The organism is Halorubrum sp. CSM-61 (assembly GCF_003781945.1).
Classification (GTDB): Archaea; Halobacteriota; Halobacteria; order Halobacteriales; family Haloferacaceae; genus Halorubrum.
Genome location: NZ_RJJW01000003.1, coordinates 398190 through 423014, shown reverse-complemented (window position 1 = coordinate 423014; position 24825 = coordinate 398190). Strand labels below are relative to the sequence as shown.

Genomic DNA, 24825 nt, shown 5'->3' with positions numbered 1-24825 from the left:
TCTCCCCTCGTCACCCGTCCCCACGCCACGGCGCGTCTCGCATCGCTTTTCACCGTGGATCGCGCACTGGTGGTAATGAGTTACCGGATCGGTCTCGTCGGCAAGCCTTCCGTGGGGAAGTCGACGTTCTTCAACGCCGCGACGATGAACGACGTGCCCGAGGGCGCGTACCCGTTCACCACGATCGACCCGACCGTCGGCGAGGCGTACGTCCGCGTCGACTGCGCCGCCCCCGAGTTCGACGAGACCTGCACGCCGAGCGTCGGCGTCTGCCGCGACGGCACCCGCTTCGTCCCCGTCAAGCTGGTCGACGTCGCCGGCCTCGTCCCCGGCGCCCACGAGGGGCGCGGGCTCGGCAACCAGTTCCTCACCGACCTCAACGAGACCGACGTGCTGATCCACGTCGTCGACTTCTCCGGCAAGACCGACATCGAGGGCGAGGCCACCGAGGGCCACGACCCGCGCGAGGACATCGACTTCTTAGAGAAGGAGCTCGACGCGTGGTACCTCGACGTGTTGGAGAAGGGCCTCGAGAAGTTCGAGACGCGCTACCACGGCGCGGACGCCGCCATCGAGGCGGAGCTCGCCGACCAGATGTCCGCGTTCGGCATCGACAAGGACCGGATGAAGCGGGTGATCTTAGCCGAGGGGCTCGATCTCGACCCCGAGACGTGGGACGAGACCGACAAGGCCGACCTGGCCCGCGAGATCCGCAAGCGCACGAAGCCGATGGTCGTCGCCGCGAACAAGATGGACACCTCCGAGGCGCAGGCGAACTGGGAGGAGATCACGGCGGATCCCGACTACGACCACCTCTCCTTCGTCCCCGCGAGCGCCCACGCCGAGAAGGCCCTGAAGAACGCCGACGACGCCGGCGTCGTCGACTACGCGCCCGGCGAGAGCGACTTCGAGATCGTCGGCGACGTCTCCGACGAGCAGGAGGCGGGCTTAGAGCAGATCGGCGAGTTCGCCGCCGAGTACGACGGGACCGGCGTGCAGGGCGCGCTGGAGGAGGCCGTCTTCGACGTGCTCGGCTGTATCGCGGTCTTCCCCGGCTCCGCGAACGGGAGCAAAGACGAGAAGGGCGTCTTCCGGGACTGCTTCATCCTCCCCGAGGGGTCGACGACCGAGGACTTCGCGTTCCACATCCACTCGGACATCGGCGAGGGGCTCCTCCACGGCACCGACTGCCGGAGCGGCCGGCAGGTCGGAACCGACCGCGAGCTCTCCCACCGCGACGTGATCGAACTGGTGTCGACGAAGCAGGCGGCGCCGTAGGTCGGTCGGCGCCTCGGATCTCGGCGCGCACTACTTATAAGACCGTTCCGCGCCCATCGAGGCCTATGGAACGTACCGTGACGGTGGTGCCGGAGGCGGGCCTGCACGCGCGGCCGGCCTCGAAGCTGGTGCAGGCGGCGAACCGGTTCGACGCCGACGTGTCGATCGGTCGCGCGGACGACGGCGACGAGGGGCTCGTCCGCGCCGACAGCATGCTCTCGGTGAGCGGGCTGAACGTCGCCCACGGCGAGTCGGTCCGCGTCGTCGCCGAGGGGCCGGACGCGGCCGACGCGCTCGACGCGGTCTGCGACCTCCTGACGAGCGAGGTCGACGGGGACGCGAACGGAGAGGACGACGCCGAGAGCGCCGCCGACGGCGGTGACCCGACGTGAGGGTCCTCACCGGCGTCGGGAGCACGCCGCTTTCGGGCGTCGGCGCGGCGCGCTGGTACCGCCCGGAGGCCGACCTGACGCTCCCCGACCGCCCCGACCCGTCCGCGGTCGACGCCGAGGCCGAACTGGCGCGGTTCGGGGACGCCCGCGACGCGGCCCGCGAGGCGATCCGAGACGCCCGCGACTGGGCGGCCGAGCGCGTCGGCGGGGAGGAGGCGGCGGTGTTCGAGGCCCACGAGCAGTTCCTCGACGACCCCGAACTCGTCGAGGACATCGAGGCGACCATCGGCGACGGGACGCCGGCGGAACACGCGGTGAGCGACCGCTTCGCGGCCGCGGTCGAGCAGTTCGAGGCGCTGGAGGGCCCGATGGCCGAACGCGCCGACGACCTCCGGGACGTGCGGGACCGCCTGCTTCGCGTTCTTTTAAGTGCCGATGCCGGAGCCGTCGCCGACCGACCCGACGCAATCGGTGATCTCCCGGCCGGAACCGTGCTGCTCGCCGAGCGACTCACCCCGAGCGATACCGCGGAACTGGACCCGGACGCGGTCGCCGGAATCGCCACCGTCGCCGGGGGGCGGACCGCGCATGCGGCGATCATCGCGCGGTCGCTGTCGATCCCGGCGGTCGTCGGCGTCGGCGAACGCCTCCGCGAGATCGCGGACGGAACCGAACTGCTCGTCGACGGGGCGGACGGGCGGGTCGTCGTCGACCCGGACGCGGCGACCCGCGAAGGGGCCGACACGGACGCGCCGCCGGCGGTGACCGAGCGCGTCTCGACCGCCGACGGCCGACCGATCGAGGTGGCCGCGAACGTCGGGAGCGAGGCGGAGATCGCACCCGCGGCCGATCGCGGCGCCGACGGGATCGGGCTGTTCCGGACGGAGTTCCTCTTCTACGACCGCGAGGCGCCACCGACCGAGGAGGAGCAGCACGAGGCCGTGACCGCCGCCCTCTCGGCGTTCCCCGACGACCGGGTCGTCGTCAGGACCCTCGACATAGGCGGCGACAAGCGGGTCCCGTACCTCGATCTCCCCGAGGAGACGAACCCGTTCCTCGGCCGGCGGGGGATCCGGCTCTCGCTCGACGAGCACCGCGACCTGTTCGAGACGCAGCTCCGGGCGCTGCTGCGTGCGGCCGCGACCGAGGGCGGCGAGGGCCTCGCGGTGATGTTCCCGCTCGTCTCCCGGATCGAGGAGGTGGAGGCCGCGGTCTCGGCGGTCGAATCGGTCGCCGCCGATCTCGACGGTGAGGGGGTCGAGCACGCGGTTCCCGAGCTCGGCGCGATGGTCGAGACGCCGGCCGCGGCCTTCCTCGCGGACCGGCTCGTCGACCGGCTCGACTTCCTGAGTATCGGGACGAACGACCTCGCGCAGTACGTGATGGCGGCCGACCGCGAGAACGACGGCGTCGCCGCCTACCACGACCCGCTCCACCCGGCGGTGTTGCGCGCGATCGACCGCACCGCGTCGGCTACGGAGGGAACCGACGCGGCGGGGACCGACGCGTGGGTCGGGATGTGCGGCGAGATGGCCGGCGATCCGGAGCTTACCGAACTGCTCGTCGGGCTCGGGCTCGACGAGCTCAGCATGAGCGCGGTGACCGCGCCGGCGGTGAAAGAGCGGGTCCGCGAGATCGATTCCGCGGAAGCGAGCGCGCTCGCCGACGAGGCGCTCGCCTGCGAGACGCGGGCCGAGGTGCGGGACGTGCTCGGCCTCGACGGGGAGTGAGCGCTCGCCGTCCTCCCGCTATAGCTTCTCCATCCCGCGGGCCGCCTCGGCCTGCTCGCGGACCGAGTCGAGCGTGGCGGACGGGTCGGTGGCGGCGACGGCGGCGTTGACCGCGCCCTCGAGCACGGGCGCGTCGGCGATGACGGCCTCCGCGTCGCTCAGCTCGATCGCCACGTCGGCGTTCATCACCGCGCTGCCCAGATCGACGAGGACGACGACGCCCTCGTCGTCGTCGGCGGCGTCGACGGCCTCTCGGATCGCGTCCGGGACGGTGCCGATCCCCCCCTGCCCGTCGCCGCCGACGGGCTCGATGCGGGTGTCACCGGCCATCTCGGCGGCGATCTCGACGATTCCCTCGGCCGCCCGCTCGCTGTGGGAGACGACGACGAGGCCGACCATCAGTCGCCGTCCCCTGACGCCGCGTCGCCGTCCGCGGCCTCGGCCGCCGATTCGTCCGGGATCGTCGGCGAGGTCGCGTCGACGTCGGGCACCTCCTCGCCGAGCGCGTCGGCGGCGACCGCGAGCAGCTCTTCGAGGATGTACAGCGCGCTCGTCGCGCCGGGGTCCTGATGGCCGACGGACCGCCAGCCGAGGTAGGAGGCCCGGCCCTTCCGAGCCCGGATCGGGACCGTGAACGCGACGCCGCGTTCGGCGGCGTCCACCGCCTTCGCGAGGGCATCCAGCGGCGGGAGGCCGTCCGTCTCGACCGATTTCTTGAACGTGTGGACGGCCGGGGTGAGCGCGTCGACCACCGTCTGGTCGCCGACTCGGGCGTCGCCGCGGTCCTCGACCTTCTCCAAGTAGGTCTCGGCGAACGCCACGGCGCTCTCGGCGGTGACCCCGTCGTCGAGCTCGGCGCCCGCGAACACGAGCGAGCCGCCGAACAGGGGTCCGGAGGCGCCGCCGACCTCGGCCATGAGCGTCTTTCCGACCGTCTTACAGACCGTCTGCGGATCCGGGTCGTCGAGCTCGCGGCCCGCCTCGGCGGCGGCCGCCCAGCCCCGCGCCATGTTGCCGCCGTGGTCCGCGTCGCCGATGGCGGAGTCGAGTTCGGTGAGGTAGTCGCGCTCGGCTTCGATGCGCTCGGCGACCGCCTCGACCGCCGCGACGACGGCGGCGCCGTCGGAGTCGCTCACGCCCGACTCGTTCCCGCTCATCGCGTCCGAGTGAGCGCGGGGGTGTCGGCCGGCGCGCCGAGCAGTTCCTTCAGCTCGTCGTCGACGGCGCAGACGGTGACCGACGCGCCCGCCATGTCGAGCGAGGTCATGTAGTCGCCGACCCACGCGTCCCACGTCTCCAGGCCGCGCTCGCCGAGCAGCTCCTGTAGCCGACGGTTGACGACGAACAGCTCCATCTGCGGGGTCCCGCCCATCCCGTTGACTATCGTGAGCACCTCTTGGCCGGAGTCGAGGTCGAGGTCGTCGAGGACGGCCTCCGTCAGCTCCGTCGTGATCTCGTCGGCGCTCATCACCTCGGTGCGCTCGGTGCCCGGCTCGCCGTGGATCCCGATCCCCAGCTCGATCTCGTCGTCTCCCAGATCGAAGGTCGGCTCGCCCTTCTCGGGGGTCACACAGGAGGTGAGCGCCGTGCCCATCGTGCCGACGTTGTCGATCACCTTCTCCGCGACGCGTTTGACCTCCGAGAGATCGGCGCCCTGCGCGGCCTTCGCGCCGGCGGCCTTATGGACGAGGATCGTCCCGCAGACCCCCCGACGGCCGGAGGTGTACAGCGAGTCCTCGACGGCGACATCGTCGTCGACGACGACGCTCTCGACTTCGACGCCCTCCATCTCGACGAGCTCGATGGCGGTGTCGAAGTTCATCACGTCGCCCTCGTAGTTCTTGATGATCGCGAGGACGCCGTCGCCCGCGTCGCAGGCGTCGATGAGCGCCTCGAACTCGTCGGCCGTCGGCGAGGAGAACACGCCGCCCGCGGCGGCACCGTCGAGCATGCCGTCGCCGATGTAGCCGGCGTGGGTCGGCTCGTGGCCGCTCCCGCCGCCCGTCACCAGCGCCACCTTCCCCTCGACCGGTGCGTCGTCCCGGACCATCACCTGCGTGTCCGGGAGCCGTCGGATCCGGTCCGGATACGCCGCGGTCATCCCGTCGAGCATCTCGTCGACGACGTCGTCCGGATCGTTGATCAGCTTCTTCATAATCAACGTCAATGACACTCTCTGCGCCATTAAAGATACCCTCCGAGAGCCCGCGGTCCGCGGCGGGAGGGTCACCGCGAAGCCGACTACCCGTCCAACTCGGCCACGATCCGCTCGCGGACGTCCCCGGCGTCGACGGGCGCCCACGCCTCGATGTCGTAGGTCACGTCGGCGAGGACCTCCAGCCGGTCCGCGTCGCCCGACTCGATCGCGGCCACCGCGTCCTCGGACAGCCGAGCCAACACCGCCTCCGAGAGCGTCTCCCGGTCCACGTCGCGCTCGGATACGTCGAGGATGTGCGGGAGGTCCTCAGCGTCCGCCGGCAGCGAGGGGAACGCCGCCGGGCCGACCGCGAGGGCGACCGCGTCCGCGGCGTCGTCTGCGTCTCCGGGGTCCGCCACCGCGTCCGGTTCGCTCCCTCCTCCAACCTCCGAGAGCGCCCGAGGCGGCGCGGGGACGAGCGCGTACTCCGCGACCGCGACGTCGATGGCGGCGGCGATGGCCTCGTCGTCGACCTCGGCGCGCTGTTTGAAGGCGAGCTCCGAGAGCGCCTCCGACAGCTCCTCGCGGGTGAGCCACTCGAACAGGTCGACGACGCCGGCGAGGTCGTCTCGGGCGGCGACGCTGGGGGCGTTACCGCCGAGTCCGCCTCCGTCCCCCATCGGTCAGTCCTCCCCCGGCGCGGCGTCGGCGCTCGGGTCCGCGGGTCGCCGATCGTCGGCCTCTCTCGGCTTCCGGTTCGTCCGACTCGACCCCTTCCTCCGTACCACCGCGAGGTCGGCCCGCGCCGCGTCGGCGACCTCGGCGGGCGTGACGGGCGCGTCGCGCCACGCCGGCAGGCGGGTGTCGGGCCCCGGCTCGCCGAGGGCGTCGGTGTAGGTCGCGACCTGCTCGCGCTCGTCGGCGCGGTCGTAGTCGAGGCCGTTGAACGCGGCGTCGGTCTCGTAGCCGCGGATCAGCCCGTCGGCCGCCTCCCGGTACCGCTCGGCGAGCGCGCCGTACTCCACCTCGACGCCGGCGTTCTCGACCGCTCGGAGGGTCGCCTCGCCGACCGCCCGGCTCATGTCGGCGAGCCCGGTCGGGCCGTCGACGGAGCGGTGGTCGTGCTCGTACCGGCCCAGGTCGACCTGCGCGCTCTCGGCGAAGCCGGCGTGCGCGAACGCCTCGCCGAGCGTCCCGACCTCTAACCCCCAGCCGCGCTGGACGCGGAGCCGCGAGACGAGGTCGCTCGTCGCCGCGAACTCCCCGGCGAGCGCGTAGCGGAACGCGTCGAGGTACTCCAGAACCCCGGCCTCGCGCCGCTCGGTGGCGTCGGCGAGCGCGCGGACCAAGGGCCTGAAGAACAGCCGGAACAGCCGCCCGTACAGCGACCCGTCCTCGACGCGGGCGTAGTACCCCTTCGAGAACTCGTGGCCGCGTGAGAGCGGGAACAGCAGCCGGTTCACGAACGCGGGCGAGTACGTCTTCGTGTCGGCGTCGTGGACGACGACGAACTCCTCCTCCAAGGCGCGGCCGAGCCCGAGCCACACGTCTCGGCCCTTCCCGCGGTCCCCGTCGAGCCCGCGCGCCGCGAGCAGCTCCGTGAGTCGCGGGCCGCCGCACCAGAGCGGTTCCACGTTCACGTCGAAGCCGTCGAGCCAGTCGGCGAAGGGCCCGACGCGCTCGGCGGGCGCGCGGAGGGGAACGACGACGCGGGCGGGGTCGACCGACTCCAGCGCCGTCAGGACCCGATCGGCCGCGAGCGTCCCGTACTCGCGTTCCGTCATCGGCACGACGACCGCCGCCCGGCCGGTCGGCGCGTCGGGTCGGTGGTCGGTCAACGCGTGCAGCGTGGTCACGCGCTCTTGGACGTACTCCATCTATCCGGTACACGGACGGGACGCCCTAAATAGGTGCGATACCCGTGCTCCCGTGCCGGTCTCGGTCGGCAGCGGACTGCCGACCGCCCTCAGCGCGCCGGCTCCGCGCCCGCGGCGCCGCCGGGAACGCGTCCGGCGTACTCGAGCACCGCGTACGCGACGACGACGAGCGCGAGCCCGCCGGCGAGCGTGAGGAACACCGCGTCGTAGCCGGCGCCGGCCTCGATCGCCTCGCCGACGACCCACGAGCCGGCCGCCTGCGTCGTCATCATCCCGGCGGAGAAGACCGCGTACGCCGACGCCCGCGACTCGTCCGGCAGCGACGCGAGCAGGTAGGTGTCGCCGGCGGGGAACAGCATGTGGATCGCGAAACCGACGACGACGCTGGCGGCGACGACCGCGACCAGCCCGGAGGAGACGATCACGAGGACGACTCCGACGAGGAACGTCGACACGATCCCGAGGAGGTACGGGACGTGCGGGAGCCGGTCGGCGAGGTCGCCGGAGACGAGGAACGCCGGGACGCCCGCGGCGAAGATCACCGTCAGCAGGTTTCGCGCGGTCGCCTCCGCGATCCCCTTGTCGATCATGTACAGCTCGTAGAAGTTGAACAGCCCCTGCCAGACGAAGCTCGTGAGCCCCATCAGGACGACGCCCGCGAGGATGAGCTTCCACTCGGAGAGCGCGCCGGCGACGAAGTCGGTGTCGCCCGCGCCGGCGTCCGGGAGGTCGGCCTGCCGGGCGAAGACGACGAAGACGACGGTGGAGGCGGCGGCGGCGAGCGCGAGCCCGTAGAAGGCGAGCCGCCAGTCGTACCAGAGCGCGACCGTGACGACCGGCGCGGCGGCGACGGCGGCGAGCTGGCTCGACATCCCGTGAACGCCCATCACGCGCCCGACGCGGGTCGGGAACAGCTCCGCGATGAAGGGGTTGGCGGCGACGAAGTAAACGCCGGACGCCAGACCGATCGCGAACGCGGCGGTCATCAGCGTCGGGACGCCCGGGGCCAGCGCGACGCCGAGCGCGCCGAGGGTCAGCATCGCGCCGGAGACGAGGATCACGAACCGCCGAGAGAAGCGCGTCAGCGCCCAGCCCGCCGGGAGTCGCGGGGCCGCCGAGCCGAGCCACGCGAGCGTGACGATCAGCCCGGCGGTCCCCTCGCCGATCGCGAACTCGGCGATGAACTCGCCCACGAGGGGCGCGAACACGACCCGCGCGAAGTTGACGAGGAAGACGATCGCACACAGCGATCCGAACAGCCGGCTCCGTGACACGGACGTCGTTGTCGGCGGCGGGAGACAAGGGTTGCGAAAGCGGCCGCGGCGCTCGACCCGCCGCGTCCGACCGGCGTCGTACGGGGTTTTTATACGGTCACGCGATCAACTTCGAGCCATGAAATCGACGCGGAAGGGGCTTCGCGACGGCGACCTGTTCAAGGACACCTACGAGCGGCTGAACTGCGCCGACTGCGAGAAGGTGCTGAAAAAGCAGAACGACCCGGACGAGGTGTTCTCCGTCCGCGTCTGCCCCGAGTGCGAAGCCACGTTCAAAGAGCTGCGCTGACCCGTTCTCCCGCCTGCTCCCGAAGCGTCACCGAAACCGATCGCATCGCGTCCCTCTCGTGTTGTCTCTCCCCTCCTCCTCGCGTCTTTCTCCGCTACTCGAACACCGCGTCGAACGCCGACGCGCCGAGTGGGTCGAAGGTTCCGGCGGCGACGTTCTCGCGGAGGTGGTCGAGGTCGCTCGCGCCGACGAGAGAGGAGGTGACGCCCGGCGCGCTCCGCGCGAAGTTGAGCGCGCGCTGGGCCGGCGTCTCGCCCGCGAGCGTCGCGTCGACGTCGTCCGGGATCGCGTCCTCGACGGCGAGTTCGCCCTGCCCGATGCTCGCGCTCGTCACCACGGAGAGCCCGGCCTCGTGGGCGAACTCCAGCGCGGAGACCGGCTCCGCGCCGGTGTCGCGGTCGGCGTCGCCCTCGGGCGCGCGGTGGTTCCGCCGCGTGAACGCGTCCGCCATGGCGACGTTGAAGGGGAGTTGGATCGCCTCGAACCCGTGGTTGTCGTCGGGGCCGACCGCCTCGCCGGCGGCCTCGGCCCGGGAGAGCACCGCGGCGAGCGAGAGGTACCGCTCGTCGCCCTCGGGGACCCGGAACGCGTCCCACGTCGCGACGCCGTAGGCCCCGATATCGTCCGCGGCGCGTCGGCGCTCTAGGGCCTCGAAGGCGGCCTCCAGCCGGTCGTACACCGCCTCGCGAGACCGCGTCGCCAGCTGCGTCTCCGGGTTGTGGACGTAGTAGCAGTCGACCGCGTCGAGGCCGAGCCGGTCCAGCGAGCGATCGAGCGACCACTCCAGGTAGTCGGGTGCGATCGCGTGCGCCCCGTTCGCGAGGTCGTCGGGTGCGACGATCCCCGGTTCTACAAATTGCTCTCGGACGAACGCGGCGGGATCGTCGGGGCGCTCGCCGTCGAACGGGAGGAACCCCCCCTTCGTCGCCACGACGACCGCGTCGCGGTCGATCGGGGAGTTCCGAACCGCCTCGCCGACGACGCGCTCGGCGCGCCCGCACCGGTAGTTGACGGCGGTGTCGACGTGGTTCACGCCGGAGCGCAGCGCGAGGCCGATCGCCTCGCGGTACGCGTCGTCGACGGCGGCGGTGGGATCGCCGAGGTAGGTGCCGATCCCGACGCTGGAGACCACGCCGGGGCCGAACCGGCGGAAGTAGGTGCGCCCGAAGGCGTCGCCGAACTCGTCGCGGTAGTCCCAGAGGGCCTCGCGGGTCGCCATGTGCGTCCGGTAGTCGCCTCGGGGCTAAAAGTCGCGCGGGAGGTCGTCCGATGCCCGTCGACCGGACGATCGTCGAGAGACGCCGGTCCGTTCGGTTAACCCGTTTATAATTACAAGACCGCTCCCTCCACAGTGGAACAATGTACGGAAAGGGAGCGATTCAGACGCTCGAGAAAATCATTCTCACCGGACTCGCGATAGTCATTCCTCTCCTCTTAACGCTCTACTTCATCTGGTTCGTGATCGGGCGGATCCGGCAGAGCCTCGGCCCCGTCGTCGGAATGCTCGAGACCGCGGGAGTCATCGGGTTCTTCCGGCGGCGCGCGCTCATCGCCTTCCTCCTCGAGACGGGCGTGTACACCGACGTGATCGGTTTCCTGAGCGAGATCATCGCCATCCTCCTGTTCCTGTTCCTGATCGTCGCCGTCGGTGCCGTCGCGCGGTACCGGTACGGCGAAGCCCTCGTCAACGTGCTCGATTATCTGATCGCGTCGATCCCCGGGATCGGGACGGTGTACCAGACGCTCCGTCGGGTCGGTAACCTCGTCTTGGGCGACGACGTCGACAACTTCGAGGCGGTGAAGCTCGTCGAGATGCTCTCCGAGGACACCTACCTCATCGCCTTTCAAACGGCCGCGCCGCCCGACGCAGTCGACGAGGCGACCGGCTCCGAAGAGATGATAACCCTCTTCGTCCCGATGGCTCCGAACCCGGTCACCGGGGGATTCTTAGTGTACGTTCCGCGCGACCGGGTCTTCGACGTGGACCTCACCGTCGACGACGCCGTCAGAGCGATTCTCACCAGCGGACTCGCCACCGAAGAGGCGGATCAGTTCGGATCGGCTCTGACGACCGACAACCCCTCTCCCGGGATCGGCGCCGCCGCTTCGGAATTCGAATCGGTCGGGACGGCAGCGGATCCGTCGGTCCTCGGCGACCTGCTCGGCTCCGTCGACGCTGATTCGGTCGGCCCCTCCGACACCGGCTCGGTCGGCCCCTCCGACACCGGTTCGGCCGGCTCTTCCGACCACGACGAAAGCGGCGGGGGTCGGTGACGCTCTCACCGCTCGTCTGACGCGCGCACGACGCCGACACAACGACTATACGTCGGCCGAGAGTCCGTGAGAGTAATGGCCTCGCTCACCGATCACCTGTCCGATCTCGTCGAGGACGCGGACGCCGTGTTGCTGTTCTCGCCGACCAGCTCGTTCTACAACCGGTTCGAGGACGGCGACACGGAGATCGTCGTCATCGCCCCCGACAACGACGTCGACGCGGAGGTGTTCGTCGAGCTTCCCCTCCCCTTCGACAACGTCAAAGACCGGATCCGGTTCGGCATCGAGGGAGCGATGGACGCCGGCCTCGTCTCCGAGGGCGACGAGGTGGCCTGCATCGCGTCCGTCTTCGACGGCGGGTCGGACGCGGTGGTCCGCGTCACCGTCGACGAGACGGTCCACACCGGGATATACGACCTCTTCGTCAACTCCCGGGCGGAGCCGAGCGTGATCCGCGACGTGTTCGAGGTCGCGATCGAGCTCGGACAGAAGGGGCAGAAGGGGAAGCCGGTGGGCGCGCTGTTCGTCGTCGGCGACGCGGGGAAGGTGATGAACAAGTCCCGCCCGCTGTCGTACAACCCCTTCGAGAAGTCGCACGTCCACGTCGGCGACCCCATCGTCAACGTAATGCTCAAGGAGTTCTCGCGGCTCGACGGCGCGTTCGTCGTCTCCGACTCCGGGAAGATCGTCTCCGCGTACCGCTACCTCGAACCCGGCGCGGAGGGCGTCGACATCCCGAAGGGGCTCAGCGCGCGCCACATGGCCGGCGGGGCGATCACCCGCGACACGAACGCGACGGCGATCGTGCTCTCCGAGTCGGACGGGCTCGTGCGGGCGTTTAAGGCGGGAGAACTCGTCTTGGAGATCGATCCGGAGGAGTACTGATCGCCATGTCCGCGGTACCGACACCCCTCTCCGAGTTCGTCGCAGCGGTCCCGGACCGGATCTGGCTCGCCCTGTTCGTGCTGCTGTTCGGACTGTTCGCGGCGTACCTCGTGGGCGTGATCAATCGCCGCCTGCTGACTCGCGCGGGCGTCCCGGAGGTGATCGAGGGGACCGCCTTCGAGCGCACCGCTCGCGAGTTCGACACCTCGACGGTGCGGATCCTGGCCCAGCTGTCGAGCTACTTCATCGTCGCCGTCACTATCATCGTCGCGCTGACCGTCGCCGACGTCAACTACCTCCAACGGTTCTGGTCGGACGTCGCCGCGTTCCTCCCGCGGCTGTTCGTCGCCGTCATCGTTCTCATCGTCGGGATCGTCGTCGGCGACAAGGCGGAGCTGCTGGTCGCCGAGCGGCTCCGCGGGATCAAGCTCCCCGAGCTCGGCGTGTTACCGCCGCTCGTGAAGTACAGCGTCGTCTACGTCGCCGTCCTGATCGCGCTCGGACAGGTCGGCGTACAGACCATCGCGCTTGTCGTGTTGCTGGCGGCGTTCGCGCTCGCGGTCGTGCTGTTCGCCGCGCTGGCGACGAAGGACCTCGTCGCCAGCGCGGCCGCCGGGGTGTTCCTCCTGCTCCGGCAGCCGTACGGGATCGGCGACGAGGTGCGGGTCGCCGGCGAGCGCGGGATCGTCCAGGAGGTCGACCTGTTCGTCACCCGCATCGAGGCCGACGGCGAGGAGCACGTGGTGCCGAACCACTCGGTGTTCCGGGACGGGATCGTGCTGATTCGGGAGTAGCGTCCGACCGGAACACCCCGTTGCGGCGCCCGCCCCGTTCCCACGCAGTGGGACCAGCTGTCACGATATAACTCCGCGGGGGACCGACCGTCAGGTATGAGCCACGACGCCACCGTCGCCTGCGACGGCTGGGACGGCAGCGAGTGCGAGGGGACGGTCCACTGTCCGCCGCGCTGTCCGCGCTTCGTCGACAAGCGGGGTGCCCGGTGGACGATTCGCCCCGCGGTCGGGGCGGACGCCGCGGCCCTCGCGGAGATGTACGAGGGGTTCGAGACGCCGGACCGCGCGCAGGGGCTCCCGCCGGTGACCCGGAGTCGCCGGGCCGACTGGATCGAGACGATGCTCGACGAGGGGAGCAACGTCGTCGCCGAGCGCGACGGCGAAGTCTTCGGCCACGCGGTGTACACGCCGAGCGACGCGCCCCGCCCCGAACTCGCCGTCTTCGTCCACCCCGAGACGCAGGGGCGCGGCGTGGGGACGGAGCTCTGCCGCCACGTCATCGCCGACGCCGCCGCCGGGGGGCGCGAGGGGCTCGAACTCCACGTCGAGAGCGGGAACCGGGTCGCGCGGAGCGTCTACCGGACGGTCGGCTTCGAACTCGCCGACCGGAGAGGGGACATCCGGATGACGCTCGACCTCGACGACCCGGTCGCGACCGAGGTGCGCTGGCCGCCGCTCGCCCGCGATGGACCGGACGACCCGCTCCCGCGGGAGCCGATCCCGATGGAGGTCGGTGGGAGGCGGGTCGCCGGCGCCGACGACTAGAGAGCGGTCGAGGCAGACAAGAGCGAGCAATTGCGGGAGTGGGTATAGCACGCTTGTAGAGTGGTTGTTTATACGTGATCGAGCGGTGTTGCTGGCGGCTGTTTTTAAGCGATCGGCGACACTGCGGTGACGACCTCCAAAGCCCCAGCCGCTGTGGGCGGCGCACGCTCGTTGCGCTCCTCACTCAGTCGCTTCGCTCCCTCGTTGCGGTGCTTACGTCGCCTGCGCCGCCCACAGCGGCTGCCCCTTTGAGTCCCACCCGACCGCACAGCCTCCCGCCTCCCCAGCCTCGTCGCTGGCGGCTGTCGCCGCCAGCGACTCCCTCGCACCGTCGGTTCGCGGCCGCCGATGGCGGCCGCTCACTGGGGCGCGCCACCGCGTTGTTCTTTATAAGCGATCGTCGCCGCCGCTCACGGATCCTTTAAATACTGATTCGCCACCACCGATCTGCAATACCTACTCCCGTAATCGACCGAGACCACCTTCGACGCTCAGCGTTTTCGTTCCGAACGGACTCCGTACCGACCGCAACGATTAGGGCCGACCGACCCCACGATACCGTAGCCGTGGAGGACGCCATCGAGTGGCTGCGGAACCGACCGTTCTACGAGGGACAGATCGCGGAGCACCGCCGCCTGCCCGCCCGCGAGCCCGAATTTCGCGACGTCGATCTCGCGCCCCGGATGGCCGACGCGCTCGCGAAAGACGGGATCGACCGGCTCTACCGCCACCAGGCCGAGGCGATCGAGGCGGTCCGCGACGGCGACGACGCCGTGCTCGCCACCGAGACCGCGAGCGGGAAGTCGCTCGCGTACACCGTGCCGGCCTTCGAGGCGGCGATGGACCACGGGGGTCGAACCCTCTACGTCGGCCCCCAGAACGCGCTGATCGCGGACCAAGAGGAGAGCCTGAGCGACCTCGCCCACGGGCTCGGGTTCGGCAGCGGCGTCTCCGTCGAGTCCTACACGGGGCGGCTCTCGCGGTCGGAGAAGCGGGAGGTGCGCGACCGCGAGCCGACCGTCCTCCTCTCGAACCCGGACATGCTCCACTACGCCCTGCTCCCGTACGCGGGGCGCCTGTGGGACTGGTTCTTCTCGTCGCTGGAGTACGTCGTGATCGACGAGGTCCACAGCTACCGCGGGGTGTTCGGCTCGCAGGTCGCGCTGACCCTCCGACGACTCGCGCGGACCTGCGAGCGGTTCGAGTCGAGCCCGCAGTTCGTCTGCTGTTCGGCGACGATCAACAACCCGGTCGAGCACGTCGCGACCGTGACCGGACGCGACCCGGAGGGGATAACTCTGATCGACGAGGACACCTCCGGCCGCGGCCCGCGCGACTGGGTGCTGTGGAACCCGCCGGAGTACGACGACGACTGGCAGGAGCGCGGGAGCGGCCGGCGGAAGTCGAGCCACGCCGAGAGCAAGCGGCTCTTCTGCGATCTCGTGACCGCGGGCGCACAGACTCTGGCGTTCACGCGGGCCAGACAGACCGCGGAGCAGTACGCGACCGACAGCGCGAGCGACCTCCGAGAGCGCGGCGAGCGCGACCTCGCCGGGGCGGTCGGCGCGTATCAGGCGGCCTTAACCGACGACCGGCGCCGCGAGATCGAGGCGGACCTCCACTCCGGGGAACTCCGGGGCGTCTGGTCGACGAGCGCCCTCGAGCTCGGCGTCGACGTGGGCGGGCTCGACGCCGTCATCCTGGACGGCTACCCCGGGACGCGGATGTCGGCGCACCAGCGCGCGGGGCGGGCGGGCCGCGGCGACGACCCGGCGCTCGTGGTGATGGTCGGCGGCGAGGACCAGCTCGACCAGTACCTCATGCGCAACCCGAGCGACTTCTTCGAGGCGCCGCCGGAGGACGCGATCTGCGACCCCGAGAACGACCAACTGCTCCCGGGGCACGTCGCCTGCGCCGCCGACGAGAGCTGGCTCTCGCCCGCCGACGAGCGCTTTTTCGGCGAGTCGTTCCCGAACGTCGTCGCGGACCTGACCGACGAGGGAACTCTGGAGAGGCGGGAGGTCGCCGACGGGATCCGATGGACGTACGCCGGCTCGTCGAGCCCGCAGCAGTCGGTGAGCCTGCGGACCGCCGGCGACCGCGAGGTGGATCTGATCGACTCGTCGCGCAACGAGACGGTCGCCTCGCTCGGGTTCGGCGACGCCTTACGCGACGCGCATCCCGGCGCGATCTACCACCAGCAGGGCCGGACCTACGAGGTGACGGAGCTCGACCTCGACCGCGACGTCGCCGAGTTGCAGTCCTCGTGGGCCGACTACTACACTCGGCCGCTCACCGAGAAGGACATCGTCGTGAACGCGGACCTCGGCGAGCGCGAGCTGTCGGCCCGCCCGGACGTTCCGGTCCGGTTCGCGGACGTGACCGTGACGGAGCGGATTACGGGGTTCGTCCGGAAGGACGCCAAGACGGGCGAGTCGCTCGGGGAGTCGACGCTGGACCTCCCGGAGACGACGTTGCGGACGAAGGCGCTGTACTTCCCGGTGCCGGCGGATATCGAGTCGGAGATGCGCGCGCTCGAGGGGCCCGGCGGGAACGACGGCGGCGCGAGCGAGGCGGTCGCCGACGGGGAGACGGCGACTGACGGTGGCGACGGGGAAGCGACGACCGACGGCGGCGAGGGCCTCCCGGGCGGCGAACACGCTTTCAACGGCGGGATCCACGCGGCCGAGCACGGGCTCATCTCGCTTTTCCCCTTCCACCTGCTCTGTGACCGCGCCGACGTTGGCGGCATCTCGACGCCGTACCACCCCCACACCGACGCTCCGGCGGTGTTCGTCTACGACGGCCACCCCGGCGGCGTCGGGCTCACGCGGCGCGGTCACGAGCGGATCGAGGAGCTGATGGCTCGCACGGCCCGCCTGATCGAAACCTGCGACTGCGAGGGCGGCTGTCCCGCGTGCGTCCAGTCGCCCCACTGCGGAAACGCGAACGAGCCGCTGGCGAAGGCGCCCGCGGTGCGGCTGCTGGAGGCGCTGACGCCGGGCGAGTGACGGATCCGGCGGTTCGCGACCCGGTGGTTTCACGGTCCTCGCACCCCTGCCGATCCCATGGAGCTGTTCTGGCACCGGCGGGACCTCAGAGTCGCCGACAACGTCGGGCTCGCGGCCGCGACCGGGACGCGTGACGACGACCGGGGACCGACCGCACCCGTGTTCGTCTTCGACCCGGACGTGCTCGACCACGCGAGCGACGTGCGGGTCCGTCGCCTCCTCGACGGGCTCGCGGCGCTCCGGGACGAGTACCGCGAGCGCGGCAGCGACCTCCTCGTCGCCCGCGGCGATCCGGAGGTCGTTCTCCCGGAGCTGGCCGACGCACTCGACGCCGACCGCGTCGTCTGGAACCGCGACTACTCGGGGCTCGCACGCGAGCGGGACGCGGGCGTCCGCAGGGCCCTCAACGACGCCGATATCGAGCGCGAGGCGCACCACGACGCGGTCCTGCACGAGCCCGACTCGATCCGGACCAACGCCGGCGACCCCTACTCGGTGTACTCCTACTACTGGAAGAAGTGGACCGACCGTCAGACCGACGACCCGACGCCGACGCCGGAGGCGAGCGATCTCGTCGATGTCGACGTGCTGACTGCGGCGGTGGACGGCGACGACGCCATCGCAGACGGGGGCGTCGAAACCGCCCGCGTCGCCGTCGGCGACCTCCCCGCGCCCACCGATCTGGGGTTCGCGGAGCCGGAGGCGGCGATCGGTCCCGCGGGCACCGCGGCGGCCCGCGACCGGCTCGACGACTTCCTCTCCGAGGCGGTGTTCTCCTACGATGCGGAACGCGACTACCCCGCACAGGAGGGAACCTCGCGCATGTCCGCGTTCCTGAAGTACGGTGAGATCGGGATCAGAGAGGCGTACGAGGCGACGAAAGACGCGATGGACGCGGCAGCGGAGGAGGCCGGCGGGGAAGGCGAGGGCGGCGACAACGGTGGCCCCGTTACCGCGGTCGAGGAGTACCAGCAGCAGCTCGCGTGGCGGGAGTTCTACACGCAGGTGCTGTATCACAACCCCGAGGTGGTGACAGAGAACTACGAGCAGTACGAGGAGGGGATCGCGTGGCGCGACGACCCCGAAGAGATCGCGGCGTGGAAGCGCGGGGAGACGGGGTACCCCATCGTCGACGCCGGGATGCGCCAGCTCCGCGAGGAGGGGTTCATGCACAACCGCGTGCGGATGATCGTCGCCTCGTTCCTCACGAAGGACCTGCTCGCCGACTGGCGCCACGGCTACGACCACTTTCGCGAGCACTTGACCGACCACGACACCGCCAACGACAACGGCGGGTGGCAGTGGGCGGCCTCCACCGGAACCGACGCCCAGCCCTACTTCCGGATCTTCAACCCGATGACGCAGGGGGAGCGCTACGACCCCGACGCGGAGTACATCAAGACGTACGTCCCCGAACTGCGGGACCTCGACGCCGACCTCATCCACGAGTGGCACGATCTGTCACCCACCCAGCGCGCGAACGCGGCGCCCGACTACCCCGCGCCGATCGTCGATCACTCGGAGCGGCGCGAGGAGGCGTTAGCGATGTACAAGCGGGCGCGCGGAGAGGATCCGGACGGGTAGGCGGAAGCCGGTGACGAACCGCCGATCCGATCTAGAACAGCGCCTCGCTCTCGTCGAGGACGCGCGCCGGGCCGCCGACCTCCCAGACGTCGGTGTCGACGCCGATATCGCTGATTCGGTTCTCGACCTCGTCGACGTGGTCGGCGAGCGTGTTCACGTACACGGAGGCGCCGGTGTCCGTCGAGAAGTAGACCGGGACGCCCTCCTCGCGGAGTTCGCGGACCGCGTTGAACACGGCGATCGTCTCGGGCTGCCAGTACACCCACCCCGAGGGGCCGGTCATCGTCGTCGCCGTCAGCGACAGCGAGTCGTGCTCGGCGGTCTCGAAGATCCGGTCGAAGTCGCCCTCGCGAAGCGCGTCGGTCATCTCGACGAGCTGGTCCTGCACGTGGGCGGTCCGGGCCTGCATCATGTGGCTCGCGGCGGCCTCGCGGTGGGCCTCCTCGGTCTCCTTGTACGCGGGGACGTGCGCGGCGACGATCCGGAGATCCTCCTCGGGGTCGAACCCGTCGTCGCTCACGCCCGCGTCGAGCCGGTACGAGCGGCAGTCCTCGTCGTTGAGCCCGGCGTCGAGCCGCGAGTACGCGCCGGTGACCGCGCGGGCCGCGGAGGAGGAGCCGCGGCGGGCGACGGTGGAGACCTCGGGGAGGGTCAGATCGAGGCCGGCGGCCTCGGTCAGGGCGAGCGCGGCGGCCGCGAACCCGGACGACGAGGAGCCGAAGCCGATGTTCGACGGGAAGGAGTTCTCGCTCTCCAGCCGGACCGCGGCGTCGACGCCGGCCAGCTCGCGGACGTGCTCGACGACCATGTCGATGCGCTCGGCGGCGCGCCCGTCGACCTCGTCGCCGCCGATGACGTAGGTGTCCTCGCTCGCGTCGGGCTGCCACTCGACGGTGGTCGTCGTCGCGGTCGGGGCGGTACAGAGGCTGATGCTGTCGTGGTACGGCAGTCGGAGCTGCTCGTCGCGCATCCCGTGGTACTTGACGAGCCCCTGGATCGGGTGGGCTCGCGCGGTGGCCTTCTCGGTCATACCTCGGGAAGCGTCCGGCGGGGGATTAGTCGTTGCGATGGGCGGGAGGGTGAGTGTAGCAGGTGTGGCTTGAGACACGATGAGTCGATCGAGACAGATGCGGTGGCGCGCGCCTCCGAGCGGCCGCTTTTAAGCGGCCGTGAGGAGCGCCGCGCGAGGGAGTCGGTCGCCCGGAGCGAAGCGACGGGCGACCGACGAGGCTGGGGAGGCGTGAGGCTGCGCGGTGCTGGTGGGGCGGGACTCAAAGGGGCAGTCGCGAGGGCGAAGGCGCGGGACGCAAGGACCGCAAGGAGCGAGCGACGCGAGCGACTGAGGACCGCAGCGACCGCACCGAGTCCTCGCGACTGGGGCTTTGGCGGTGTTCACCGCCGGTCCGTCGTCAGCCACTTATTGCCGAGCGACTGGGGCTTTGGCGGTGTTCACCGCCGGTCCGTCGTCAGCCACTTATTGCCGAGCGACTGGGGCTTTGGCGGTGTTCACCTCCCTCATAACGCCACCGACAGATCGACGCGAACTGGACGGAACGCCACCGCTCACGTCTCCTTCCGTCCCCGCGACGGCAACGCGGTCGAGGGGAACCCTTTTTGACGGGTCGGCGGGTACACCGCGCTATGACCGAGTACACCGTCGAGTTCGTCGGCACCGGCGAGACGATCGAGGTGGCCGACACGGAGACGATCCTCCAGCCCTGCATCGAGGAGGGGATCGCACAGGAGTACTCCTGTCGCGTCGGGATGTGCCTCGCCTGCTCCGCGGAGATCGTGGAGGGCGAGGTGACCCAGCCGGCGGCCCGCGGGCTCACCGACGAGGAGGCCGACGAGTACGCGCTCACCTGCATGGCGCGGCCGCAGTCCGACCTGAAGCTCGACCGCGGCAAGTACCCGCCGAGCATCGAGGACGACGCGGCGACGGACGCGGGTGACACGGATTCGGACGGGGTCGCGGCCGACGACTGATACGCAGTCGGAGAGCGACTCGTTCTTTGTAAGCGAGCCGTGGTTCGTCGCGGATTGGTCGATCGTTTATAAGTGCCTGACCGCGGATCGCGGGTGAACGCCACCCAAGCCCCAGCCGCTCGGCAATACGCGGTCGATCCCTCCACGCTGAACGCCACCAAAGCCCCAGCCGCGAGGCCGTCGCACGCTCGCTGCGCGCTTCGGTCGCTCGCGGCGCTCGCTCCCTGCAGTGCTTGCGTCGCCTGTGACGGCCTCGCGACTGCCCCTTTGAGTCCCACCCGACCGCAACCGCACAGCGCCTCACGCCTCCCCAGCCTCGTCGGTCACTCTCCGCTTCGCTCCGAGTGACCGACTCCCTCGCGCGTGCGGCTCACGCCCTTCGGGCGCTCGCCGGCACGCGCCGACCGCCTCGTTCGTTTATAAGCGATCGCCGCTCACGTCTCGAACCCGTTCTCCGCGACGATAGTGCGGACGCCGACGTACGCGACCGCGGCGAGCCCGACGTAGGCGACCACGAGGGCGGTCGTCGTCGCGTCGGCGCTGTCGATCGCGAGCCGCGCGACCGCGTTCGCGGGACCGCCGGCCATCGCCGTGGCGCCGCCGAAGAGGACCAGCACGCCGATCGAGTAGAGGAACTGCGCCGCGCGCCGGTCGGGCGCGAGCGCGGAGATGGCGAGCGCGAGCGCGACCACGAGGGCGGTGAGCGCGGTCATCAGCACGAGGATCGACGGGACGTTGGCCACGGGCGTCCCGTTCGCGCGGAGCAGGAGGAGCCAGAGGAGCGCCTGTCCGGGGGCGATCGCGACCGCCGCCAGCGCCTTCCCGTCGACTATCTCGCCGAGCGTGACGGGCGCGACCCGGAGCAGCTCGAAGGTCCCCTCGTCGATCTCCTCGCTGATCGAGTCGACCACGAGCGACCCCGAGATGAAGACGGGGAGGAACACTAAGACGGGGATCAACACGGTGTACGTGAACGTGAAGTACGGGCTCGTGCCGGTACGTTCGGGGAGGGGAAGCGGCGACTCGCTCAGGAACGCGGCCCGGTCCGCGCGCTCCTGACGCTCGTAGGTCCGGAGCAGGTCGCGGAGCTGGACGACGATCACGGTGGTCTCCACCGTGGCGTCCGGGGCGGTGACCACGGCCGAGACCCCGCCGTCGTCGTTCCGGTTCGCGACCACCACCGCGTCGGCGGCGTTGCGGTCGAAGGCGAGCCGCGCCGCCCCCGCGTCTTCGTAGCGCGTGACCGAGGCCCCGTCGACCTCGCTCGCGGCGCGTTCGAGGTCGCTCACGGCGTCGCCCGCACCGGCCACCTCGACCTCCGCGCCGCCGAGCGATCCCGGGTCGTACATCGAGACGAGCCCGACGACGAGGAACGACGAGAACGCGGCGATGAACAGCTGGATCCCGATCGCGAGCAGGATCGTCTTCTCCGTGCGCAGGCCCGACAGCTCCCGCCCGGCGATCGTCAGGCGGCTGTCCGTCGGCCGGCCGCCCCGACTACGCATAGACGCGCACCACCCCGAAGTTGTACGCGGCGTGGATCAGCGTCGCCAGCGCCAGCGTCAGGACGTAGTACGTCCGCCCCCGGCTCGCCCCCACCGCGGCGACCGTCGTCGAGAACCCGTGAAGCAGGAGGGGCGCGAAGAACAGCCCCGCCACCGCGATCGGCGGGAGCCCCTCCATCCCCGCCACGCTCCCGAACGCGGCGCGGCCGACGAACAGCTCCGTGAGCCCGACCGCCTGCACGACGGCCGTGACTTTCTCCGCGAGGAAGAAGCCGACCGCCGAGGCGCACCCGACCGCGACGGCGACCCGGTCGGTCCGGGCGAAGGCGCCGCGCTCGAAGCCGGCGTAGAGGTGGACGCTCTTCGCGACCTCCTCGATGAACGCGATCGTGACTAAGAGCACGGGGATCGACACCGTTACCGGCAGCGCGAAGAGCAGCGCGACGGCCAAAAGCTCCGCGACGAACACGAAGGGGATCGTGCAGGCCGTGAGGACGGCGATCGGGACGAGCGCGCGGAGGCCGGAGCGGGAGCGGAGCGTCCCGGCACCCGCCTTCCCGACCGACCGGAGCCGCACCGCCAGCGCGTCGAGGAACTTCCGCCCCACCGGTTTCTGCGTGAACATGTCCTCCTCGCGGTAGACGCCGAGCCCGAGCCCGAACAGGAGCGCCGCCCCCGTCGCCATCGGGACGGTCGAGAAGAGGGCCTCGCCGAGTCCGACCGCCTCGCCCTGCAGGTCGAAGACGACCAGCGTGAGCGGCGACACGAGCGCCACGGGCGTCACGTTCGTGAAGATCGCCGGCACGAACGCGTACGTCGTGAGGAGGACGCTCACCCCCACCGTGACGAAGGTGAGCTCCTTGAACGACCGCGCGAACATCGCGCCGACGAAGGTGGCCCCCAGGAACGCCAGCGCCACCGGGAGCACGGCGATCACCGAGAGCGCCCCGCCGCCGACACCGAGGGCGATGCACGTCGTGACGAGCGCCGCGACCGCGACGTACGGGAGCGTCTTCCCCGCGACGATGTCGACCGGTGACAGCGGCGTCACGAGCAGGGGCTCGCCGCGCCGGTTCGTCCGCTCGTCGAGCACCGAGGAGCCGTACGCCTGGATGAGGAAGTTCATCGGGACGAGGAAGACGAAGGCCAAGAGCAGCGAGACGAACGGGAAGGGCGGCGAGATCGACCCCGGTGACCCGACCGTGTCGGCGCCGAACGCCGCGCCATCGACCGAGGGGACCGCGAGTCCGCCGTCCTCGTTCGCTCCGTCGTCGCTCGCGGTGTCGCCGCCGGTTCCGCCGCTCCCGCCGGAGCCGCCACCGCCGCCGTCGGACCCGTCGCCGCCGTCTCCGGAGCCGTCACCGCTTTCGCCGCCCCCGTCTCCGTCGTCGTCTCCGCCGAGCGTCGAACCCTCGTCGAGTCCGCTCGTCCGACCGACGTACTGGAGTGCGACGGTGACCGGGAACGCGGCGGTCCGGTTCTCCTCGGCCGCCATCAGCCGCTCGTTGTGCGCCTCGACCGCCTCCCGGAACTCGGCGGCCGCGGCCTCGCCCTTCCGCGTGTCGCTGGCGCGGACGGCGACGGTCTCGACCGTCCCGCTCCGGCTGCCGTCGACCACGACGAGGTCGGCCGTGTCGCCGAGGACCGCGCCGTCGACGGGGGCGCGCGTCAGCGCCGGCGCCTCCTCGACCGCGTCCGCGTACGGGGAGTCGTCGTTCACGGCCACGCGGTACACGTCGCGGTCGACGTCGAGCCCGACGACGCCGGCCGCGAGTCCGCCGCCGAGGACGCCCCCGGCGACGAGCAGGAGCGCGAGCGCCGCGAGCAGAGTTCGGCGGTCGACGCCGCCGCCCGCGCGGACCGTCTCCCAGCGGGCGACCCGGAGGATCCGTCGGAGTCGGTCGATCACTCGGTCCCCTCCGGCGGCTCCGCTGCTCGCGACTCGTCGTTTGACGGCTCTGCGTCTCCCGCCTGCTCAGCGTCCTCGTCGTCGGAGCCCTCGCCGGCGGCTCCGCCTCCGGTGTACCGCCCCGGCATGGGCCGTCCGACGATGTCGAGGAACACGTCCTCCAAGCTCGGCTCTCGGGTGCGGATGTCGACGACCTCGCCGCCCGCCGCGGCGGCGGCCTCGCGGACCGCCTCGACCGCGTCCATCGTCGGGACGGTGGTGCGGAACCGGTCGCCGACCTCCTCGGTCGCAGCGTCGAGGGCGGCGTGATCGCCGGAATCACCGAACATTTCGACCAGCGCGTCGGTCCGCGCGGGTGCCACGTCGGTGAAGACGCGGTACGTCGTCTCGCCGTGTCGCTCGCGGATCCCGTCGACGCTCCCGCGGGCGACGATCCGGCCCTCGTTCATCACCGCGACGCGGTCGCAGACCGACTCGACGTGATACAGGTTGTGCGCGGAGAAGACGACCGTTTTGCCCGTCTCGCGCAGCTCGCGGGTGAACTCCAGCACGGAGTTCGTCGTCACCGGGTCGAGCCCCGAGGCCGGCTCGTCGTACACGAGCACGTCGGGATCGTTGACGAGCGACCGGGCGATGGCGACCTTGCGTTTCATCCCCTTCGACATGTCGCCGAGCCGGCGCTCGCGGTGGTCCAGTTCGAGCCGGTCGAGCGCGGCCTCGATCCGTTCGTTCGCGGTCTCCCGCGGCACGTCGTACAGGTCGGCGAAGAAGCGCAGGTACGACAGCGGCGTCATCTCCTCGTATAAGGGCGACTCCTCGGGGAGGAAGCCCAACTGCCGGCGCATCTCCGGGTCGTCGGAGGCGAACCCGGCGACCTCGACCTCGCCGTCGGTGGGATCGACGAGCCCGGCGAGCACCTTCAGCGTCGTCGTCTTCCCGGCGCCGTTCGGGCCGACGACCCCGAACACCTCGCCCTCCGCGACGGAGAAGGTGCTGTCGACGACGGCGGCGAAGTCACCGTACGTCTTCCGCAGCCCCTCCACTTCGATCATGCGCTCGGGTCCGCCGTCGGGCGGGTTAAAGCCACGCCCGCGGCTATCACCCGCGAGAACGCGGACGCCGTGGCCGACCGGCG

At 70.9% G+C, this 24825-nt stretch carries 22 protein-coding genes; 11 read left to right on the top strand and 11 right to left on the bottom strand.

Going from position 1 to position 24825, the window contains the following annotated elements; translation table 11 throughout:
- Positions 1-75 precede the first annotated feature (75 nt).
- The 3 genes from EDM04_RS07755 to ptsP all read left to right on the top strand — a co-directional run bounded on the left by EDM04_RS07755 (position 76) and on the right by ptsP (position 3400).
- Positions 76-1278: a redox-regulated ATPase YchF gene (locus EDM04_RS07755; protein ID WP_123620786.1), complete on the top strand. Its 1203-nt coding sequence runs from the start codon at positions 76-78 to the stop codon at positions 1276-1278.
- A gap of 65 nt (positions 1279-1343) precedes the next feature.
- A complete protein-coding gene (locus tag EDM04_RS07750; protein ID WP_123620784.1) occupies positions 1344-1670 on the top strand; it encodes an HPr family phosphocarrier protein in 327 nt (108 codons plus the stop codon).
- Positions 1667-3400: a phosphoenolpyruvate--protein phosphotransferase gene (gene ptsP, locus EDM04_RS07745; protein WP_123620782.1), complete on the top strand. Its 1734-nt coding sequence runs from the start codon at positions 1667-1669 to the stop codon at positions 3398-3400. The genes EDM04_RS07750 and ptsP overlap by 4 nt, the downstream gene beginning before the upstream one ends.
- An 18-nt stretch (positions 3401-3418) precedes the next feature.
- Here the strand turns inward: ptsP and dhaM are convergent, their stop codons facing one another.
- From dhaM to EDM04_RS07715, 6 genes are all read right to left on the bottom strand, one after another.
- Complete coding sequence (gene dhaM / locus EDM04_RS07740) at positions 3419-3799, bottom strand: dihydroxyacetone kinase phosphoryl donor subunit DhaM (protein ID WP_123620780.1); 381 nt, start codon at positions 3797-3799, stop codon at positions 3419-3421.
- Complete coding sequence (gene dhaL, locus EDM04_RS07735; protein ID WP_123620778.1) at positions 3799-4557, bottom strand: dihydroxyacetone kinase subunit DhaL; 759 nt, start codon at positions 4555-4557, stop codon at positions 3799-3801. Before dhaL ends, dhaM begins: the two co-directional genes overlap by 1 nt.
- Positions 4554-5555 carry a dihydroxyacetone kinase subunit DhaK gene (gene dhaK, locus EDM04_RS07730; RefSeq protein ID WP_123620776.1) on the bottom strand — a complete coding sequence of 334 codons (1002 nt, stop codon included), beginning with the start codon at positions 5553-5555 and terminating at the stop codon, positions 4554-4556. The genes dhaL and dhaK overlap by 4 nt, the downstream gene beginning before the upstream one ends.
- A gap of 86 nt (positions 5556-5641) precedes the next feature.
- Positions 5642-6217 carry a hypothetical protein gene (locus tag EDM04_RS07725; protein ID WP_123620774.1) on the bottom strand — a complete coding sequence of 192 codons (576 nt, stop codon included), beginning with the start codon at positions 6215-6217 and terminating at the stop codon, positions 5642-5644.
- 3 nt (positions 6218-6220) lie between these two features.
- Positions 6221-7414 (bottom strand): glycosyl transferase family 2, encoded by a 1194-nt coding sequence (locus EDM04_RS07720; RefSeq protein WP_123620772.1) that lies wholly within the window; start codon positions 7412-7414, stop codon positions 6221-6223.
- A gap of 89 nt (positions 7415-7503) precedes the next feature.
- Positions 7504-8688, bottom strand: a complete 1185-nt coding sequence (locus tag EDM04_RS07715; protein WP_123620770.1) for a CynX/NimT family MFS transporter — start codon at positions 8686-8688, stop codon at positions 7504-7506.
- A gap of 118 nt (positions 8689-8806) precedes the next feature.
- Between EDM04_RS07715 and EDM04_RS18490 the strand changes: the two genes are divergently transcribed.
- Complete coding sequence (locus EDM04_RS18490; protein ID WP_008849790.1) at positions 8807-8977, top strand: HVO_0758 family zinc finger protein; 171 nt, start codon at positions 8807-8809, stop codon at positions 8975-8977.
- A 94-nt stretch (positions 8978-9071) separates the two neighbouring features.
- Here EDM04_RS18490 and EDM04_RS07710 read toward each other — a convergent pair whose 3' ends face one another.
- Positions 9072-10196, bottom strand: a complete 1125-nt coding sequence (locus tag EDM04_RS07710) for an aldo/keto reductase (RefSeq protein ID WP_123620768.1) — start codon at positions 10194-10196, stop codon at positions 9072-9074.
- A gap of 140 nt (positions 10197-10336) precedes the next feature.
- Here EDM04_RS07710 and EDM04_RS07705 point away from each other — a divergent pair, with 140 nt between their 5' ends.
- The 6 genes from EDM04_RS07705 (at position 10337) to EDM04_RS07680 (ending at position 18290) form a co-directional block, all read left to right on the top strand.
- Positions 10337-11251: a DUF502 domain-containing protein gene (locus EDM04_RS07705; protein WP_123620766.1), complete on the top strand. Its 915-nt coding sequence runs from the start codon at positions 10337-10339 to the stop codon at positions 11249-11251.
- Positions 11252-11326: 75 nt separating this feature from the next.
- The gene (gene dacZ / locus EDM04_RS07700; RefSeq protein WP_123620764.1) at positions 11327-12136 is read left to right on the top strand and encodes a diadenylate cyclase DacZ; all 810 of its coding nucleotides are present in this window, start codon (positions 11327-11329) and stop codon (positions 12134-12136) included.
- A gap of 5 nt (positions 12137-12141) precedes the next feature.
- The gene (locus EDM04_RS07695; protein ID WP_123620762.1) at positions 12142-12930 is read left to right on the top strand and encodes a mechanosensitive ion channel family protein; all 789 of its coding nucleotides are present in this window, start codon (positions 12142-12144) and stop codon (positions 12928-12930) included.
- Positions 12931-13026: 96 nt separating this feature from the next.
- Positions 13027-13695, top strand: a complete 669-nt coding sequence (locus EDM04_RS07690) for a GNAT family N-acetyltransferase (protein ID WP_123620760.1) — start codon at positions 13027-13029, stop codon at positions 13693-13695.
- Between the two features lie 566 nt (positions 13696-14261).
- Positions 14262-16706: a DEAD/DEAH box helicase gene (locus tag EDM04_RS07685; RefSeq protein ID WP_123620758.1), complete on the top strand. Its 2445-nt coding sequence runs from the start codon at positions 14262-14264 to the stop codon at positions 16704-16706.
- 57 nt (positions 16707-16763) lie between these two features.
- Positions 16764-18290, top strand: a complete 1527-nt coding sequence (locus tag EDM04_RS07680; RefSeq protein WP_123620756.1) for a deoxyribodipyrimidine photo-lyase — start codon at positions 16764-16766, stop codon at positions 18288-18290.
- A 31-nt stretch (positions 18291-18321) separates the two neighbouring features.
- On the opposite strand, the gene mvaD is transcribed toward EDM04_RS07680, so the two are convergent.
- Positions 18322-19320 carry a phosphomevalonate decarboxylase MvaD gene (mvaD, locus tag EDM04_RS07675; protein ID WP_123620754.1) on the bottom strand — a complete coding sequence of 333 codons (999 nt, stop codon included), beginning with the start codon at positions 19318-19320 and terminating at the stop codon, positions 18322-18324.
- A gap of 611 nt (positions 19321-19931) precedes the next feature.
- On the opposite strand from mvaD, the gene EDM04_RS07670 reads away from it, so the two are divergent.
- Complete coding sequence (locus EDM04_RS07670; RefSeq protein ID WP_123620752.1) at positions 19932-20276, top strand: 2Fe-2S iron-sulfur cluster-binding protein; 345 nt, start codon at positions 19932-19934, stop codon at positions 20274-20276.
- Between the two features lie 434 nt (positions 20277-20710).
- Here EDM04_RS07670 and EDM04_RS07665 read toward each other — a convergent pair whose 3' ends face one another.
- From EDM04_RS07665 to EDM04_RS07655, 3 genes are read right to left on the bottom strand one after another with little or no spacing between them, the layout of a single operon-like run.
- Positions 20711-21781: an ABC transporter permease gene (locus EDM04_RS07665; protein ID WP_123620750.1), complete on the bottom strand. Its 1071-nt coding sequence runs from the start codon at positions 21779-21781 to the stop codon at positions 20711-20713.
- The gene (locus tag EDM04_RS07660; protein WP_123620748.1) at positions 21774-23690 is read right to left on the bottom strand and encodes an ABC transporter permease; all 1917 of its coding nucleotides are present in this window, start codon (positions 23688-23690) and stop codon (positions 21774-21776) included. Before EDM04_RS07660 ends, EDM04_RS07665 begins: the two co-directional genes overlap by 8 nt.
- A complete protein-coding gene (locus tag EDM04_RS07655; RefSeq protein ID WP_123620746.1) occupies positions 23687-24742 on the bottom strand; it encodes an ABC transporter ATP-binding protein in 1056 nt (351 codons plus the stop codon). The genes EDM04_RS07660 and EDM04_RS07655 overlap by 4 nt, the downstream gene beginning before the upstream one ends.
- Between the last annotated feature and the right edge of the window lie 83 nt (positions 24743-24825).